The sequence below is a fragment of the Methanobrevibacter sp. genome, assembly GCF_017431965.1.
Lineage (GTDB): Archaea > Methanobacteriota > Methanobacteria > Methanobacteriales > Methanobacteriaceae > Methanocatella.
In genome coordinates this window covers 1-17,179 of the sequence record NZ_JAFRKB010000021.1, presented here as the reverse complement: position 1 = coordinate 17,179, position 17,179 = coordinate 1, and the positions used below count along the sequence as shown (strand labels likewise).

Genomic DNA, 17,179 nt, shown 5'->3' with positions numbered 1-17,179 from the left:
TAGTGAGAAAACTCAAAAATTGCAAAAAAATAGAAGATAAATAATAAAATAGAGAAATGAAAAAATAAGAAAAGAATCTTATTTTTTAATAGAAGCTATTGCGCTTTGTGCACCTTGTCTTACATAACCTGATTCATCATCAAGCAATTTTTCAAGGGCAGGAATAGCTCTTTCATCATTCAAGTTACCTAAAGACCAGGCAGCTGCACCTCTAACTCTCCAATCCTCATCATTTAAAGTTTCCATTAAAGGTTCTACTGCAGGTTCACCCATACGACTTAATGCAGTTGAAGCTTCTCTTCTAACTAGTTTATTGTTGTCTTTTAAGGTTTCAATTAAAGCAGGAATAGCTTTTGGATCGCCAATACCCCCTAATAAAGTAGCGGCATGTAATCTGATTTGTTTTTTTCTGTTAGATAAAGCATCAATTAAAGGGTCTAATGCTTCATCAGCTCTTAATTCCAATTCACCCATAACATCTTCAACAACAAAATCATCTTTGTCGTTTAATAACAAAATTAACTCATCGATACTTCTTTCCATTTCAATCCCTCAAAATCATATAGAAATCTATTACTAAATATGTAATTAATATAATATTATACTTTGTTTTATAAAAATATTTCGATAGTATACGAACAAAATTTTTCTGATTACCATTAAATAGAATAAAATCAATATTATAAATATACGAACAAATTGTATTAAGTGAATAATAATGTATAATATTGCAATAATAAGTGGCGATGGAATAGGTAAGGAAGTAATGAATGCCTGCGAATATCTGCTCGATAAACTGGATTTGGAATTTAGTTTCAAATATGGAGAAGCAGGTTTTGAGTGTTTCAACAATACCGGAACGACACTGCCCGAAGAAACAATAAAAATTGCTAACGATAGCGATGCAGTATTGTTTGGAGCATCAACATCCACACCAGGCCAGCCTAGCCCAATCATCAATTTAAGAAAAGAACTTAACGTTTACGCCAATATCAGACCTATAAAATCATACAAAGGCGTCAACTGCATTCGCAACGATATTGATTTTGTAATAGTGCGCGAAAACACCGAAGGGCTTTATTCCCAGGTGGAATACGGTGATGAAAATCAGATGATAGCAGAACGCCACATTACAAGAAAGGCTTCCGAAAGGATTTCAAAGGCTGCTTTTAACTTATGCATCAAAAGAGGCGAAAGCAAAGTTACATGTGTCCACAAAAGCAACGTGTTAAAAAAGACTGATGGTGTGTTTAAAGAAAGTTTCTATAAAATAGCTAAGGAATATCCGCAGATTACTGCTGAAGATTATTATGTGGATGCAATGGCGATGTATCTGATTACCCAACCACAAAACTTTGACGTTATAGTCTCAAGCAACCTTTTTGGAGACATACTCTCTGATGAAAGCGCCGGTTTGGTAGGCGGTTTGGGCCTTGCCCCATCCGGAAATATCGGAGACCACAACGGATTGTTCGAACCTGTTCACGGATCTGCGCCCGACATTGCCGGAAAACATATTGCAAACCCATGTTCCATGATACTGTCCGCTTCAATGATGCTTGATTATTTGGGCGAATGGGAACTGTCAAATGACATTAAATATGCTGTTGAAAAAGTAATAGCAGATTGCAAAATAAGAACTCCTGATTTGGGAGGAGATGCAAGCACAATAGATGTTACAAAAGCTATTGTAAAGGAGTTAATATAAATGCTTAACATTACAACATTTCTCGATGCAAATTCAAAAAGACTGGACAAAGACGTATTATATAATCCGAATACAGGCAACAAATTCAATTCCAGCGAAATATTATCTATAGTCTCTGAAATCGGAAGAAATTTAAAGGATTTGGGAATTGAAAAAGGAGACAGAGTTTTGATTTATTTAAACAATTCCGAAGAATACCTGTTTTCACTTTTTGCAATATGGAGAATCGGTGCAATAGCGATTCCAGCCAATAGAATTTTTACTGCAGCAGAGCTTGAATATATTATAAGCGATTCAAAAGCGAAATTGATGATTACCGATGATGATGCCAAAGACATAATCGACATTGAAACATATGTTCCGCAAAATACCTCACAATTTAAAGATTGCGATGTTTTGCCTGCTGAAAACACCGATTGGGATGACTTATGCCAACTTCAATACACTTCAGGAACAACAGGCAAACCAAAAGGGGCAATGCTTACCCACGGAAATTACTTCACCGCAATCCACAACGAATGTGACGTGTTGACCCTTAAGCAGGATGATGTGTATTTGGGAATTTATCCGATGGCACATGTCGGCCTTTCATGGTCCATTGCTGCCCTTAGAGCTGCAGCATATTACATTTTAATAGAGCAGTTTAACTTAGACGAATATTTGGATTTATGTGAAAGCGAAGAGGTTACTGTCCTGACTGGAATGCCCCCAGTAATACATTCCCTAACTACAATGGATAAAAGACACCAGCTAAAGACCGTTCGCGAAATCATCTCCGGTGGAGGGCCACTGCATAAAAAAATCTGGAAGGATTTCCACGAAACTTATGGAATCCCAATCATCAATGCATACGGACTGTCCGAAACAATAGTAATCGGAACCGGGACAGTAATCAGACCTGAAGACTACAGGGAAGCCGACAGGTTTGAAAGTGTTGGCCACCCAGTCTGTTTTTCAGAAGTGAAAATTGTCGATGAAGATGATTCAAACAAGATTTTGCCCCCATATGAACAGGGCGAGATTGCACTCAGAGGTCCTGCAATAGCTAAAGGATATTGGGGAAATGAAGAAAAAACAAAAGCAACATTTCTTGATGACGGTTGGTTTTTAACAGGAGATATCGGATACCTTGATGAGGACAATCGTTTATTCATTACTGACAGAAAAAAAGACATGATAGTAATGAGCGGATGGAAAATTTATCCAACAGAAGTTGAAGAGGTCTTAATCAAATATCCTGCAGTAAAAGAAATTGCCATCTTTAGTGTAAATGACTGTCACAGAGGAGAAATTCCCGTGGCTGCAGTCGTTTGGGAAAATGAAAAAGATGCTGATGGTTTAATTAGATATGCAAGTGAAAACCTCTCAAGATATAAGGTTCCGCGTGAAATCTATGATTTGGACGAACTTCCAAGAGTAAACGGTTGGAAACTGCTTAGACGTGAATTGCGTCAAATGTTTAAAAACGATTAACTTATTACATTAACGATTTAAATTAATTTATTTAATGGAACCCGTTCAATCTATTCAAGGCATTGTTCCTACTCACGTAGGTTTAAAACCCCTTTTTTGCTGACTATTCTATCAATTCCAGAGTTTTTAATCATTCTAAAGCATATTGGACAAGGTTCTGCATCCAATATTTCCACCCAAGCCCCATCATCATACTTTTCTCCAGCAAGGTAAATGGTTGACCCAAGCATCTCATTTCGGCTTGCACTAATCATGGCATTTTGCTCGGCATGAACTGAAAAACAGTCATTGTAGTTTCCTGAATTGGATGGAAGGTTCATCCTTTGACAGTCCCCTCTATCACAACAGTTTTCCTCCCCTCTAGGATTTCCATTATAACCGGTACTTATTATTTCATCATTATTAACTATTACTGCACCATAGCGTCTTTTTAAGCAAGTGCTTCTTTTTGATACTGCAAGGGCAATTGCAGTATAATACTCATTCTTACTCATACGATTTGCATTATTTTCAATTATTGACTCTCCATCTGCCATATTATCTCCCTTCATTAACACTGACTTTTTAAGAATTAAACTAAATCTTACAATTCTTTTAAAAAAAATGAATTCAATCTATCTTAGATTCAATGTCCGTTGACTCCAACTTCATAATCACAGGCCTTAAACCGTCATTACATGATACGATTGCAACACCTGGAGTTTTAATCCAATCCTGATAATACCAAACTTCATCCGCACCATGAGCTAAGGCAAAAACATACTGATAAATCGCTTTCCAGGCTTCATCACAAAATCCATCTGGTTTTGCATAATCTGCATAGTAAACTTCACCTTCATTCATCAATGGGCATGTCGACAAACCTTCCACACCATATTCCTTTGCAATGTCATCTTGTAAAGTTGTCTTTAGGATTGTGATTTTTACTTTTTTCATAATTTAATATTTTATATTGAAACCCTATTAATATTTTTTAACCTGAGCAATATTTCTGCCGGAAAATAAATTTAAGTTAAATATAATCCTTAAATATTTTAATTTTAAAATATTATTCCATGAGAGATTTATCCAGTTTAGTTGAAAATAGGGTTATAATCAAGGATAAGCTAACTGCTTATGGTTTCAATCAGGATTATGTTTATGAAAAACTCCTTACTAACCCCAATTTTAAAGCAGTGATATCATATGAGAATGATGCCTTAACAGCTAGAGTAATAGACCTGGAATTGAATGAAGATTATGTTTTAGTTGATGTAAAAACAGCAATCGGCAGGTTTGCAGCAGAATTAAAAGTAGAATATGAAAGCATAATTGATGACATCATTGACAAATGCACCCGGTCTGATGTTTTTAAATTTTCCCAATCCAAAAGATTAATGGAAACTGTTGAAAATAAATACAAATCCAATTTGGAGTTCTTGTGGGAGAAATTTCCAAAGGATGCAATCTATAGAAACAATAATAACAACAAATGGTTTGCCCTTCTTGTAGTGCTTGAAAAATCAAAAATAGGTATTGAAGGAGAAGGAGAAATTGAAATAGTCGTTTTAAAACATGACAACGTTTCTAACGTTGTTGATGGGGAGTCAATTTTGGAAGGTTATCACATGAACAAGAAGCACTGGATAACCGTTCCTCTAGATGATAGAATCAGTGATGATGAATTGTTCAAGCTAGTTGACAATAGCTACAGCTTAATCTCATCCTGATTATTTATAAATCATGGTTCCGATGCCATCAGTAGTAAAGATTTCCAAAAGCAAGGAGTGTTTTTTGCGCCCATCGATAATGTGACAGGACTTAACACCATCTTCAATGGCTTTGACACAGGTTTCTATTTTTGGAATCATTCCACCGGAAATAATACCTTCCTCAATTAAACCTGGAACCTCCTCGACTCTAATTTTTTGAATCAGGGAATCAGGATCTGAAGGGTCTCTTAAAACGCCCGGAACATCAGTCAAAATGATTAACTTTTCAGCACCCATAGCGCTTGCAACTTCTCCTGCTGCAGTATCCGCATTTAAATTCAGACTGGTTCCATCTTCTGAAATACCTACTGGAGAAATGACCGGAATATAATCATTTTCTATAAACATATCCAATAAATCAGTATTAATGCAATCAACTTCACCGACCAAACCTAAGTCAACAACTTCCTCATCGATTTTTTTCGCTTCCTTTTTATGGGCGAATATTAAACTTGAATCTTTTCCGGATAAGCTTATTGCATCACCATCATGTTTAATAATTTCAGATACTATATCGGTTGATATTTTTCCAACGAGCACCATTTCAATTATTTCCATGGTTTCCTCATCGGTTACACGAAGCCCCTTGATAAATTTAGGTTCTTTTCCTAATTTATCCATTGATCTGGATATTTCAGGACCTCCACCATGAACAATGATAGGTTTCATACCTACATATTTGAGTAAAACAGTATCACGAGCTGTAGATGACTTTGCCTCATCATCCACCATGGCATGACCGCCATATTTAATTAATATTTTTTCATTATGAAACTTCTTGATATAAGGTAAAGCTTCAATTAAAACATCTATATCTTTCATCTAATCACTACAATAAATATTTTATTTAATCATTTATAAAAGTAAGCATATGGATGAACTTGAAAAATATCTTCTTGGGCTTGGCGTTAGCAAAGTCGGTTATGCTGATGTTAACGGTTTAGCTAGCGAGTTTGTTGATTTGCCTAATGGAATCAGTCTTGTTTTAAAATTGCCTAAAGAGACAATACAATTAGTTGAAAATGAGAATTATCCAGAATATTGGAAAAGTTTTCACACTAGAATCGCTGAATTGACAAAAATAGCACTTAAAGGAGAAAAGTTTATCAAATCCAAAGGTTATAATGCATTTGCCCTTACGATGCAAAGGAATGAATGTGATATGGAAAAGCTATTGAGCATATTGCCCTACAAGACAATAGCTACCAAATCAGGTCTCGGTTGGATTGGACGGTCTGCATTGTTTGTAACACCTGAATACGGCTCTGCAGTTGTGCTTGGAGCAATATTGACTGATATGCCCCTTGAGCTCGGAACTCCAATTACAGATTCCCAGTGTGATGACTGTGAGAATTGTCAGAATGCCTGTCCAGTAGGTGCAATCAATCCCCAAAAGTGGAATGACAGACTTAACAGAAAAGACATAATTGATATTGAAGCCTGCAGCGAGTATATCATTGACCAATACAAAAATGGATTAGGATGTACAAAGTGCATGTGCGAATGTAAGCTCACACAAGAGTATATTAATCAAGAAAAGATTTAAAACAATAAATTTCACACAATAAAAATCAATTTTATTAAAAAAAATAGAAAAAATGAGTAATTAAATACCCATTTTAAATTTAAACCTGTATTCCTGGTTTACAATTTCCATTCCTTCGAATGAACCATCCAAAATATCTGCAACTTTCTGCAAATCACTTGCAGTTATTTCACTACCGTTAGCTATCGGTGAGAAAAAGGTAATCTCATCATCAGTTATGAGGTAGTTTAGAAGTTTTGTGTTTTCTTTTTGGTATTTTTCTACAATAGCTAAGATTTCTTCTTCAACAGATTTATCAAGGTTTGTCATTTTTATCACCTTTAAAGGTAATTAACCCAGATACTATTTATACTTTGCTACATCATAGATTCGAATAAATCTGCAACATCTTCCAGCAAGTCTGGAATTTCTAGTTTTTGAGTGCAGATTTCCACACAGGATTCACAGTAAGTGCATGCGGATGCAGGGGCATTGACTGCAGCTGTGGTTCCATAAATTGCATATAATGAAGGCAAAGAATACATTTTTTCACTGTTGTACAACTCAAAATAATCTGGAATTGGAATTCCTTCAGGACACTCCTTAAGACAATATCCGCAATAGCTACATGGAATTGCAATCAGTTCCTTGATTTTTTCAGCCATAGCCAATGCAAATTCAATCTCTTCATCGTTTAATGGATTGAATGGTTTGAAAATTTCACAGTTTTCCTTCATTTGGTCAATATTTCCCATACCGCTTAAAATGACTTTTACATTCTTTGGAGTAGCCGCAAAACGAAGCGCCCACTCAACCAAACTCATATTAGGATTGAATGTCTCGAATTCCTCTTTAATATTATCCGGCAAATTAAATAATGTTCCTCCTTTAATAGGTTCCATAACAATTACATCAACGCCATATTTTTCGCATACCTCATAGCACTTTCTTGATTCAGTAAGTTGGCTTTCCCAATCTAGATAATTAAGTTGCAATTGAACAACATCCAGCATATCACCATATTTTTCAAGAATTTTTTCTAGCAGATCGGCCCTGTCATGATAACTGATACCGATTTCACGGGCAATACCATCTTCCTTCATCTTTTTGATATACTCGAATGTATTGCATTTCTCTGCAATTGCCAAAAACGCTTCATTGATATTGTGAATCAGAAACACATCGAAGTACTCGACACCCAATCTTTCAAGCATCTCATCAACATATTTCTGATTATCCTCTTCACTTAAAAGCAACCAGGTCGGCATCTTATCAGCTATTTTAAATGAATCTCTCGGATATTTTTTTACCAAGTATTCCCTAAGTCCAATTTCTGAAGAACCGTCATGATATGCATATGAAGTATCAAAGTAGTTGAAACCCTGACTCATATAATAGTCAATCATTTCCTGATAATTACTTTTATCAACTGAACTTTGGTCGTTTTCATCGACCAAATCCAGCCTCATCGCTCCAAAACCAAACATTACATCATCTGCCATTATTAAGTCTCCTCTCCAATAATAATTGAATTAAAATTTATTGAGAAAAATATTTAAATGTTGCTATTTACAACAAATATTCCGGTTAAAAAACACCATAAAATTAAAGTATAAACAGACAATCTTTCAAAAACCGGCATGTAAATGCTTCCCATATTGAAAAACAACACCCAAAATGCGATTAAACCGACGATGCCTAAAATTAAAGTGATTAACTGATATTTTTCAAATTTGGCCATGGATCTTGAAATTAAAACCAACAGAATGTTTCCACCCAAAATCGCCATTACCGCACCCAACGTGTGATAACCTGATGTTAGTGGATTTCCACCATGTATCAAACCGACGATAATGACGCCTAATGAAGTAATTACCGTGAAAATATAAAAAATGAGTTTAGTTTTAACAATATAATCTTTAAATTTATAAAAAGAGCCGAATAACAAAGTTATGCCTATTAAAATAAATCCGGAATTCATCATCCAGAACAGTGGCGAATTGCCGTTTGGAATCCCGAGCTCTGAAATGGTATGGAAAATATATGTATTCATTAAAAAAGCTTTAAAAAAAGTTGCGGAAATGGCTTCGGCTAACAAATAGTACAGGCTACCCGCAATTAAAACAGTCCCAGCAACTTTATTTCTCATAATCTAAATTCCAAATTTTTTATCAAAGTACTTTTCCCTTAAATCAAAGTTAATTTCTTCAATATCTGCACCGGCCATTGCCTTTTGTAAAATCTTATAGCAGGTCTTTTTAGGTACAGTAATATTTTTAATATGTGATTTGGCCCAAATCCTGTCAAATCTTTTCTTTAAGCTTCCAAAGTCCAATTTTTCTGTAACATTTTTCAAGTTGATTATATTTGCATAATTAACAATGTCATATTTGGCATAGCTTTGGGAATCCAACATTATCGGATTTAAACCTAAAATATAACGCTGCAAATCATAATCCAAGAATGATTCATAATCACCATCATATGCATAAACATGAGCTTTTGCGGATAACGCGTCGATGAATATCAAAAACTGATTGTTCATCAGTGCATAGGACAATATTTCATCACAGAACTTATGTGCTGTTTGAATTGAACCGTTACCGGCCTCTTTTACATAATTTTCATAATCTTCAAACCTGAATGCAACAAGTGCAAACATGTACAGGTCTATCCATTCATTTTCAGCCAAAAATTCCTTTGCTTTGTCAGTTAATTCATAATCTCCAGAAAGTGAACCCTCATTTAAAACCGGCATTATCCTTTCAACAAGTTCCTGTTTTTTACCGGAAACCTTCAGGCCGTTTTCTTTTAAGAGCTCTTTTAAATCAGCGACTTTATACTTTTTGGATATTTCCTCTGCGGTCAAGGCTCCCCCTTCACCTTCAAGGTAACCTTCAGCGACTAAATAATCTATACAATCCTGTCCGGATTCAAAAGTTCCGAAATTACCCTCGTTTAGAATATCTTCAAGTTCATAACCACTGTTTAAAAAATTTAAAACATTAAACACTTCTAATTTTTGTTCACTCACTTAAACACCCTTTATACTTGGTTAACAATACTTCAAAGTTACCAAATGTTATACATAAGCTTCCAATCAGGAAAGCATATAAATTTGAAATGAACATCAACATTATAGCTATTCCTATAATTGTAGCCATTGACATTAGTATAATATCTTTTTTAGTTAATTTAATATTTTGCCTATAATATTGCTTATTTGCCATGATTGACAGATAGAAAACAATCAATGATGCAATCATCAATCCGCTTGAAAATGCAGGATTCACCTCTCCACTGTGAATCAACTCTAAAGCAACGGTTACCAAATTAATGCTTATTACAATGAAATAATGGCTAAACATTAATCTTAAAGATCTATCGACCCTGTGATGCTGCATCAACCTGTGTATTTGAATTACATATGACCCAAACATTGTCAGAACAATGAGAAATACCAAAATCGGAACAAAATTAAAGTTGGATGTATCAAAGAAATGTGTCAGTCCAACAATAGCTTCACCGAAAGTGATGATTGTCAACAGTTCAAAGCGTTCAACAAGATGCGGAAAACTGATAATGCTTTCATCAAACTTGCCTCTGATGAAAAATGGTAGAAATGCACCTGTCAAAACAGCCACCACATTAATCCAAATTACATATTGGGACATATTGAAAAATATTGACAATAAAGCTATTACATAAATTGTACAAACGACTGCTAGAATTGTAATGGAATTACCTGCCGCACCTGCCATTGATTTTTCCCTGTAAGCCTGAATTGAATATAGCACAACAACCGTCAAAAGCAAAATCAGCATCGCAAGATCAAACGGGAAAGCCATTGATGCCCAATCATGAGAAATCGTATTTGCCATGTAAATTACAGCAATCATGTTTACGCAGGCAAGCATATAGTCATACCACTTCCACTCACCATACCTATTGACATAGTTTGTAAAGTAAAGCCAAGCCTGCAATATTACAAAGGAAGTGATTAAATATGCGAAAAAATTATACGGAGGAACAATTCCACCAATTGGCTCCGAAATCAGAGCTGTCAATTTGGATATCGCATATACAAAAATCAAATCGTAAAATAATTCTATTAGTTCAACAGGTTTTACCTTTACTTCCATTTCAATTACCAACAAACAGCCTATATAGAATTATTTATTTTAAATTATTTTTAAAAATGTTGGTTATGACAACAAAAATAAATGGATAGAAGCATTTTATGCGTTCTATCAAATGTGAAGCTGGCTACCTTGGCCTATGTGTTAATTTCAATTTCCTTAAATGTATAGAAATCATAGAATTTAGCCATTACAATTAATTTGCCATCAGTTAGAGGCATAAATTCGGCATATAATTCATTTAAAGTTTTTTCCTGAATTAAAACATTCAAATTAGGCATAATGACAAATGAAAGGAAGTCCATATCATAAAGCTCACCATCAAAAAGATTTCCGTTATTAAGATAGAAAGCCACATCCTCCACTATAATAGGTTTGCTCCCATTATAATCAACATAAACATCCAATTTTAATTTTAAAGGATTGGAGTCAACTTCATGATAGTTTGGTATAAACAACGGCATCCACTCAATTAACTAATCATTGTTTGAGGTCGGATTGATTCCACCCCAAAAGTTATTGTTGACTTTTGGATAACGACCGCAGTTATATACAGTTTGGCCTTCACTATCCGCATCATTTCCTATGAAGATATTGTTGAGCAAAGTCAATTTGGAGTCTTTAGAATCCAGATAGATTGCTCCACCCTCATCACCGCAGTGATTACTTATAAAGGCACATTGTTCAAATGAAACAGTACATGCAGAATTGATATATATTGCACCTCCATCGCTTGATTTTGAAGATGCTTCATTATCCCTGAATGTCTGATGCTTGATATTTGAGCTGAATTTATCAACAAAAATTGCTCCACCATGACCTTTTTCACGCAATTGTATAAGAAATATTATTATGGATTGCATGCCTCATCAGCAGCACCCATCACAACACGGATTTCATCACCAATATTGATTTCTGATATCTTTTTTGGAGATTCATTTTTAGCATTATAGTAAGCTTGAGCAAAATTCATGGTTATATAAAATACTTCCTTAAAATCCAGAATGAAATCATCACCATCGATTTTATTTAAAATATCAATTAATTCCACTGCAATTTCACTAGTCTCTAAATTATTGCCAAATTCGGCACCAACATTGATTAGCATATTTACACCTACACTAATATTTAAAATTCATAGTTAATAAAATTAGATAATATGCAAACCTGTCCAAAATGCAAAAGGTTATTGAAAAAAGTATTTCACGGCGAACCAACTGACGAACTGGCTATTGAATCATTGAATAGAGAAATAATCATAGGCAACTGTTGTGAAAGTGATTATAATTACTATTGTGAGTATTGTGATGAGTTCTTCCAATTATAGGCCCAAAACATCCTTATCGGGATTTGCATTCTTAAACAGGTTTATTTTAACATCCCTTTTCCATGTGAATTTCAACAAACCGGCATGAATTATCTTTAAATCCTCATCTGAAAAGCCATCCAGATAGTAGATTTTACCTCTTTTGCCCACATTCATCATGAATCTAATCATGTGCCTGTACACCATGACTGAAAAAGGCTTATACACAATTATATCATCGGTGATATATTCCAACAGCATTTCAAGTTCAAAAACATCTGGAGTAATCACTTCAACATCATAATTTGGGAATTTCTCTTTAATAATTGACCCATAATCCACATAATCACCATTAATAAATATCAGATTAACCAATATTAATATTATGGCTAATAAAAATGTGGAGTTAATGAGGGGAGAACCTGAAAATGCTGTTAAAAAATTAGCTATCCCAATCATGATTTCGATGATTCTGACTGCAATGTATAACATCGTTGATGGAATATGGGTAGCTGGGCTAGGACCGACAGCTATTGCAGGAATTGGATTTGTAACACCAATATTTATGGTATTGAATGGAGCGAGTGTAGGGCTTGGAAACGGTGCAACAAGCAGCATTTCAAGATTTATAGGGGCAAAAAATCATGAAATGGCAAATAAATCTGCAACACAATCACTGTTTATCTTTTTGATTGCTTCAATCATTCTTACAATAATATTCATCATAATACAAGAGCCACTGCTTAGAAGCTATGGAGCAACAGGGCAAACTCTAAAAGAAGCTGTGGCTTATGCAACACCACTGTTTTTAGGTTTGATTGCATTTATGTATTCAAATGGTTGCAGCGGCATTCTTCGTGGTGAAGGAGATATGAAAAGGGCAATGTATGTCGTTGTTGCAACCGTGATTTTAAATGCGTCACTTGATCCGATATTCATTTATGTCATGGGTTTCGGTTCAGCAGGAGCATCCCTTGCAACAATTGTAAGCTCAGCTATCGCCGCCATAATAATGCTATACTGGATTTTAATTAAAAAGGACACCTACGTTAATGTCAGCCTTAAAAACTTCAAGTTCAACTCAAAGCTGACAAAAGACATCCTTAAAGTGGGTATTCCATCCGCACTGGATATGTTAATCATGGCAATTGCAATGTCAATATATCTTATTTTGATTTCGCAGGTTGGAGGAGACTATGGAATTGCAACCTTCACAACCGGTCAGAGATTATACCTATTTGCCATAATGCCCCTTACAGCTATCGGTTCTGCTGTTATTGCAGTATCCGGAAGTGCATTTGGTGCTAAAAATGGAGATTACCTCTCAAGAACACACAAATACGGAGCAAAATCCGGTTTGGCATTAGGAACCGTTCTGACTTTAATATTAGTAATATTTGCTACTCCTCTGGCTACAATTTTCGCATATACTCCCGAAACTGCCAATTTGGTTCCTGGAATTGCCGAGTATCTTCGAATTGCATGTCCTGCTTTAATTTTAACAGGTATCGGACTTCCGTCAAGCTTTTTCTATCAGGGCATCGGAAAAGGAACATACAGTCTGATGTTTACAATATTAAGGGAAATCATCTTTGTAGTTCCATTGATGTTAGTGTTTGTATTTGTATTAAACTTAAATTTAGTGGGCATCTGGCTCGGTTTATGTATCGGAAGAGCCATAGCAAGTGTTATTAACTATGTATTTGCCAGATACGAAATTAAAAGGATAAGGACCAGATTTGGAAATTAAGAGTTAAACACTCTTAAACTTTTTTTTATAATTAAAAATTATTTAAACACCACAATATTAATTTAACCTAATGAAATTGCTTTAAAAAATAACATACTAATTTATAACTCTTTAATTCATATATAAGTATTACAAAAATAATACAGGCTAAAAATATGAATGAAAAAGATTTCAATATAAGAACAAAAGTTATACGAGAGACATTTAATGACACAAGAGCAATAAAATGTGCTACACCAGAAAATATTAGAGAAGTTGATGAAGATATTTACCCAGGAGGAGATATTTTTACAACTGAAGATGGGGATTTTATTGATCTGGAATTTCAGATGGATGATTTCAATGAAGATGAACTTGTAAAGTATGTTGAGCTGGCAGAAGCATTATACAAAAAAAATCAAAGGCACGTTTCGATTTATATAATCTGCACAAATGATGTGAATGTATGTGTAAAAGAGTGTGAAATCAAATCAGAAGCAGATTTTACCATCAAACTAGCTTGCATCCAGGAAGACCCCTGTAAACTGGTTCTCAATGTAATTAAAGATAAAATAAAAAATGGGGATTTGCTTAATGGGGATGATATATTTGCACTGTCTCTTCTTCCAATGATGTGCAACCCAAAAGAGAGAAATTACTATAGAAAAGAATATTTTAGGATAATGAACAGAATATCCTAAACTATTTATTCCATTTTAAATGGTTTTCCAAATTTAGAGATGGGGTCCCTGTCAAAGCCTCTTTTAAGTCATCCAAAGAATTTATTTCACAAAACTCGATTTCATCAATTGACTCTTCAAAAAACTTTGGAGCTTTAATCTGTAAACAATATTAATCACGAATATCCCCAAGTATTGCATTTGCTAATTTTAAATCATAATGGCATGTAATTTTAATATTTGTCACTTCACCATCGACTAAATGTACATCTTCATCCTTAAGTGTGAAGATTTTGCATGCATCTGTAAGCATATTACTTTCTTCTTCTGTTAAACTATTGATTAAGTTAAAAAGTTTCCTTTATATTGAAGCTCTGTGGCGTTTGGTCTTAGCAATAATAATCCCCCACAGGGATACTTCCTATAGTCTCACCATTAATACTTTCAACAATGGTGTCCGTAGCCGGAACAACGGTATCACATGCCCCATATTTTATTGCAGCATTGATTTTATCTTCAATAATTCTATGAGTTACAAATGGGCGCACAGAATCGTGTGTAAGTATTATATAATCATTATCGATTCCAAAATTTTCATCGATGTATGAAATGCTGTTCATTATAGTATCGTTTCTGGTTTGAGCTCCTTTTATTACAACAACATTGTCTGAATTCGGAATATGTTCATCGATTAGATAAATAGTATGGTTGATAAAATTTTTGGTGTCAAAACAAGATTTCATCGATATTCTTGTTAATTGCAAATTTTTCAATTGTATGGACTATAACAGGTTTGTTGCCCAAATTCAAAAATTGTTTAGGATTATCTGTGCCCCCTACTTGATCCGATTCCACCTGCCAAAATAGCTGCAAAAATCATCTGAATTACTCATTTATAAACATTATCATATAGTGAGATTTGCCGTTAGGATAATCCGCACCCAATTCCTCATTTAAATAAATCCTTTTAAGATTATGTTTAGCAAATAATTCTTCCAATCTCTCTGGAGAAATTTTAATATCCACAGGAGGTCCATGCGGAATCTCAATTGGGTTAAAATCAACGATTGCAATTTTACCGTCATCCCTGATTAATCTTTTAAGTTCTTCAACAACAACATCCTCATTTTGAGATGATTTGAATCCATGGAACACATTAACCATCAATATAACGTCAACAGACGAATCTTCGACCTCAGGAATGCCTTCAGTAATATCCGCTACAACATTAATTAAGTTTTCAACGTTATTCTCATTTTTATATTCCTTTAAGCCTTCCATAGACTCATCATGAATATCCACTGCATAAACAACACCCTCAGGAAGAAATTCTTCAATTGCCTTAATGGAAATATATCCATCCCCGCAACCTGCATCCATAAAAGTCTCGTTACCTTTAAAACTTAATTCGCTTAAGATTTCATTAGAATCTAAAAATTTTGCACTTGATTTTCCATGATGCTTATGTCCCATATACATCACCAATATTTCTAAATAACACTCTTTAAAAAATACTATTTAAAATTTTAAAAAAAAAAGAGTCTGTAAAATTTTATAGGCTTCTTTCAAATTTAATTTTTTACACTTGAAATTTCACTTCGATGAAAATTCGTTCTAATTTTCCGTTAATTTCAAAATAAATAGTTAAAAAATAGTAAATTACTTAAATAAGTGAGGACAAATAATATTTTATGACCAAACAAAACAAACTTGTCCTCAATAGTAATATAGACTTCATACAACTTAAACTTTTTGATTTTTCTGAGGAAAAAATTGATCATGAAAAAATCATTTCAGAAAGACTCAATAAAAACCCAAAAATTGAAAATTCAAGTCAAAAACTACTTTTAGATGAAAACAACACCTTTAAATATGATAATCCAATTTGCCCAGTTTGTGGAAGCCACAAAATAATCAAAAAAGGCACAATAACAAAAAATAAACAAAATATCAATGGAAACATCACAGAATTCAGAGAACAGCAATATCAATGCAAAAAATGCAACAAAAAATTCGGAATAAGCAACAATCCACTAATAAAAAACAACAAACACTATTTACAAGAAATAATTGATAAAATCCCTGAAATAATGAAAATTGGATACCAATCACTACGTAAAATAAGCAAATACTTCCAAATATTTCTTGGAATTCGAATACCTCACCAAACAATCCGAAATTGGTCCAACAAAAATCACGAAGAAACCATACACAACGAAGAATTCGAATATTCTGGCTACTATTTATACGATGAGCAATTTTTAAGACTTAATGGAGTCAGACACTATAGATTAACTTTATATGATGCCATACTTAATGTTCCAGTCTCAGAACGAATCGTACGTCGCAGAATACCTAAAAACACGAAAAAATTTATCCTAGATTCAACGGCAAATAAACCATTTATTTGCTTAACAACAGATTTATTCCCAATGTATCGTAATGTAGCAGATGAGATAGGAGTAAAACATCAATTATGCACATTTCATCTATTTCAAGCAATCAATCACAAATTAAAAGTATACTGTAGACGAAACAAGATTAATGGAAAAGCAAAAGACTATATTTACGAAAATGCACAAGAATTAAAAAATTGCTTCAGACAAAATTCAAAACAAGAAGCAATCGAGCAATTTAAACAATATATAAAGAATTACAGAGCCATTCCAGTTGTATTAAAAGATTTCATAGGAAAACACATCATTAGACACTTTCACAGATACGTAAAACACATAGATGATGAAAATATAGAAAAAACATCCAATAAAGTCGAAAATTACTACAGACAAACCAATCCCGAAATAATAAAGAAATTATACAAAACTAAAAATGGAATTCTGACATTTTTAGACTTCCAAATGCAAAATT

The 17,179-nt window shown here is 33.9% G+C and carries 24 protein-coding genes; 8 read left to right on the top strand and 16 right to left on the bottom strand.

The features are described from left to right. Nucleotides 1-78 precede the first annotated feature (78 nt). On the bottom strand, nt 79-543 hold the full coding sequence (locus IJI93_RS02070; protein WP_292819168.1) for a HEAT repeat domain-containing protein: 465 nt from the start codon (nt 541-543) through the stop codon (nt 79-81). Nucleotides 544-718: 175 nt separating this feature from the next. Here IJI93_RS02070 and aksF point away from each other — a divergent pair, with 175 nt between their 5' ends. Then, nucleotides 719-1,708 carry a homoisocitrate dehydrogenase gene (aksF, locus tag IJI93_RS02065; protein ID WP_292819165.1) on the top strand — a complete coding sequence of 330 codons (990 nt, stop codon included), beginning with the start codon at nt 719-721 and terminating at the stop codon, nt 1,706-1,708. Beyond that, nucleotides 1,709-3,181 carry a class I adenylate-forming enzyme family protein gene (locus IJI93_RS02060; protein ID WP_292819162.1) on the top strand — a complete coding sequence of 491 codons (1,473 nt, stop codon included), beginning with the start codon at nt 1,709-1,711 and terminating at the stop codon, nt 3,179-3,181. It abuts the gene before it with no gap. Between the two features lie 68 nt (nt 3,182-3,249). On the opposite strand, the gene IJI93_RS02055 is transcribed toward IJI93_RS02060, so the two are convergent. Together IJI93_RS02055 and IJI93_RS02050 are read right to left on the bottom strand one after the other, a co-directional pair. Continuing rightward, nucleotides 3,250-3,717, bottom strand: coding sequence for a dCMP deaminase family protein (locus IJI93_RS02055; protein WP_292819159.1), 468 nt, complete (start codon nt 3,715-3,717; stop codon nt 3,250-3,252). 73 nt (nt 3,718-3,790) lie between these two features. Then, on the bottom strand, nt 3,791-4,117 hold the full coding sequence (locus IJI93_RS02050) for a TIGR04076 family protein (RefSeq protein WP_292819156.1): 327 nt from the start codon (nt 4,115-4,117) through the stop codon (nt 3,791-3,793). A gap of 119 nt (nt 4,118-4,236) precedes the next feature. Here IJI93_RS02050 and IJI93_RS02045 point away from each other — a divergent pair, with 119 nt between their 5' ends. Next, the gene (locus IJI93_RS02045) at nt 4,237-4,890 is read left to right on the top strand and encodes an MmcQ/YjbR family DNA-binding protein (protein WP_292819153.1); all 654 of its coding nucleotides are present in this window, start codon (nt 4,237-4,239) and stop codon (nt 4,888-4,890) included. On the opposite strand, the gene argB is transcribed toward IJI93_RS02045, so the two are convergent. Next, on the bottom strand, nt 4,891-5,754 hold the full coding sequence (gene argB / locus IJI93_RS02040) for an acetylglutamate kinase (RefSeq protein WP_292819150.1): 864 nt from the start codon (nt 5,752-5,754) through the stop codon (nt 4,891-4,893). Nucleotides 5,755-5,803: 49 nt separating this feature from the next. Between argB and IJI93_RS02035 the strand changes: the two genes are divergently transcribed. Next, nucleotides 5,804-6,478 (top strand): reductive dehalogenase domain-containing protein, encoded by a 675-nt coding sequence (locus tag IJI93_RS02035; RefSeq protein ID WP_292819147.1) that lies wholly within the window; start codon nt 5,804-5,806, stop codon nt 6,476-6,478. A 60-nt stretch (nt 6,479-6,538) separates the two neighbouring features. On the opposite strand, the gene IJI93_RS02030 is transcribed toward IJI93_RS02035, so the two are convergent. The 8 genes from IJI93_RS02030 to IJI93_RS01995 form a co-directional block, all read right to left on the bottom strand. Next, nucleotides 6,539-6,787, bottom strand: a complete 249-nt coding sequence (locus tag IJI93_RS02030) for a hypothetical protein (protein WP_292819144.1) — start codon at nt 6,785-6,787, stop codon at nt 6,539-6,541. 47 nt (nt 6,788-6,834) lie between these two features. Further along, a complete protein-coding gene (locus IJI93_RS02025; protein WP_292819141.1) occupies nt 6,835-7,959 on the bottom strand; it encodes an aldo/keto reductase in 1,125 nt (374 codons plus the stop codon). Nucleotides 7,960-8,012: 53 nt separating this feature from the next. Then, nucleotides 8,013-8,606, bottom strand: coding sequence for a DUF998 domain-containing protein (locus IJI93_RS02020; protein ID WP_292819138.1), 594 nt, complete (start codon nt 8,604-8,606; stop codon nt 8,013-8,015). 3 nt (nt 8,607-8,609) lie between these two features. Next, on the bottom strand, nt 8,610-9,491 hold the full coding sequence (locus tag IJI93_RS02015) for an SAP domain-containing protein (RefSeq protein ID WP_292819135.1): 882 nt from the start codon (nt 9,489-9,491) through the stop codon (nt 8,610-8,612). Next, the gene (locus IJI93_RS02010) at nt 9,484-10,599 is read right to left on the bottom strand and encodes a low temperature requirement protein A (RefSeq protein ID WP_292819132.1); all 1,116 of its coding nucleotides are present in this window, start codon (nt 10,597-10,599) and stop codon (nt 9,484-9,486) included. Before IJI93_RS02010 ends, IJI93_RS02015 begins: the two co-directional genes overlap by 8 nt. A 134-nt stretch (nt 10,600-10,733) precedes the next feature. Continuing rightward, nucleotides 10,734-11,060: a hypothetical protein gene (locus IJI93_RS02005; RefSeq protein ID WP_292819129.1), complete on the bottom strand. Its 327-nt coding sequence runs from the start codon at nt 11,058-11,060 to the stop codon at nt 10,734-10,736. Between the two features lie 12 nt (nt 11,061-11,072). Then, the gene (locus tag IJI93_RS02000) at nt 11,073-11,459 is read right to left on the bottom strand and encodes a hypothetical protein (RefSeq protein WP_292819126.1); all 387 of its coding nucleotides are present in this window, start codon (nt 11,457-11,459) and stop codon (nt 11,073-11,075) included. Beyond that, nucleotides 11,447-11,704, bottom strand: a complete 258-nt coding sequence (locus IJI93_RS01995; RefSeq protein WP_292819123.1) for a hypothetical protein — start codon at nt 11,702-11,704, stop codon at nt 11,447-11,449. The genes IJI93_RS02000 and IJI93_RS01995 overlap by 13 nt, the downstream gene beginning before the upstream one ends. 51 nt (nt 11,705-11,755) lie before the next feature. Here IJI93_RS01995 and IJI93_RS01990 point away from each other — a divergent pair, with 51 nt between their 5' ends. Further along, nucleotides 11,756-11,923: a hypothetical protein gene (locus IJI93_RS01990; RefSeq protein WP_292819120.1), complete on the top strand. Its 168-nt coding sequence runs from the start codon at nt 11,756-11,758 to the stop codon at nt 11,921-11,923. On the opposite strand, the gene IJI93_RS01985 is transcribed toward IJI93_RS01990, so the two are convergent. Further along, on the bottom strand, nt 11,918-12,244 hold the full coding sequence (locus IJI93_RS01985; RefSeq protein WP_292819117.1) for a hypothetical protein: 327 nt from the start codon (nt 12,242-12,244) through the stop codon (nt 11,918-11,920). The two genes, IJI93_RS01990 and IJI93_RS01985, sit on opposite strands and share 6 nt — an antisense overlap. 43 nt (nt 12,245-12,287) lie before the next feature. On the opposite strand from IJI93_RS01985, the gene IJI93_RS01980 reads away from it, so the two are divergent. Then, nucleotides 12,288-13,652 (top strand): MATE family efflux transporter, encoded by a 1,365-nt coding sequence (locus tag IJI93_RS01980; RefSeq protein ID WP_292819114.1) that lies wholly within the window; start codon nt 12,288-12,290, stop codon nt 13,650-13,652. Nucleotides 13,653-13,807: 155 nt separating this feature from the next. Then, complete coding sequence (locus IJI93_RS01975; RefSeq protein ID WP_292819111.1) at nt 13,808-14,332, top strand: hypothetical protein; 525 nt, start codon at nt 13,808-13,810, stop codon at nt 14,330-14,332. Between the two features lie 151 nt (nt 14,333-14,483). On the opposite strand, the gene IJI93_RS01970 is transcribed toward IJI93_RS01975, so the two are convergent. The 3 genes from IJI93_RS01970 to IJI93_RS01960 form a co-directional block, all read right to left on the bottom strand. Further along, complete coding sequence (locus IJI93_RS01970; protein WP_292819252.1) at nt 14,484-14,654, bottom strand: 2-C-methyl-D-erythritol 4-phosphate cytidylyltransferase; 171 nt, start codon at nt 14,652-14,654, stop codon at nt 14,484-14,486. 46 nt (nt 14,655-14,700) lie between these two features. Next, complete coding sequence (locus IJI93_RS01965; protein WP_292819108.1) at nt 14,701-15,054, bottom strand: 2-C-methyl-D-erythritol 4-phosphate cytidylyltransferase; 354 nt, start codon at nt 15,052-15,054, stop codon at nt 14,701-14,703. Between the two features lie 142 nt (nt 15,055-15,196). Then, nucleotides 15,197-15,784 (bottom strand): class I SAM-dependent methyltransferase, encoded by a 588-nt coding sequence (locus tag IJI93_RS01960; RefSeq protein ID WP_292819105.1) that lies wholly within the window; start codon nt 15,782-15,784, stop codon nt 15,197-15,199. 218 nt (nt 15,785-16,002) lie between these two features. On the opposite strand from IJI93_RS01960, the gene IJI93_RS01955 reads away from it, so the two are divergent. After that, nucleotides 16,003-17,179 (top strand): hypothetical protein (locus tag IJI93_RS01955; protein WP_292819102.1); only part of this gene is annotated, 1,177 nt, incomplete at its 3' end.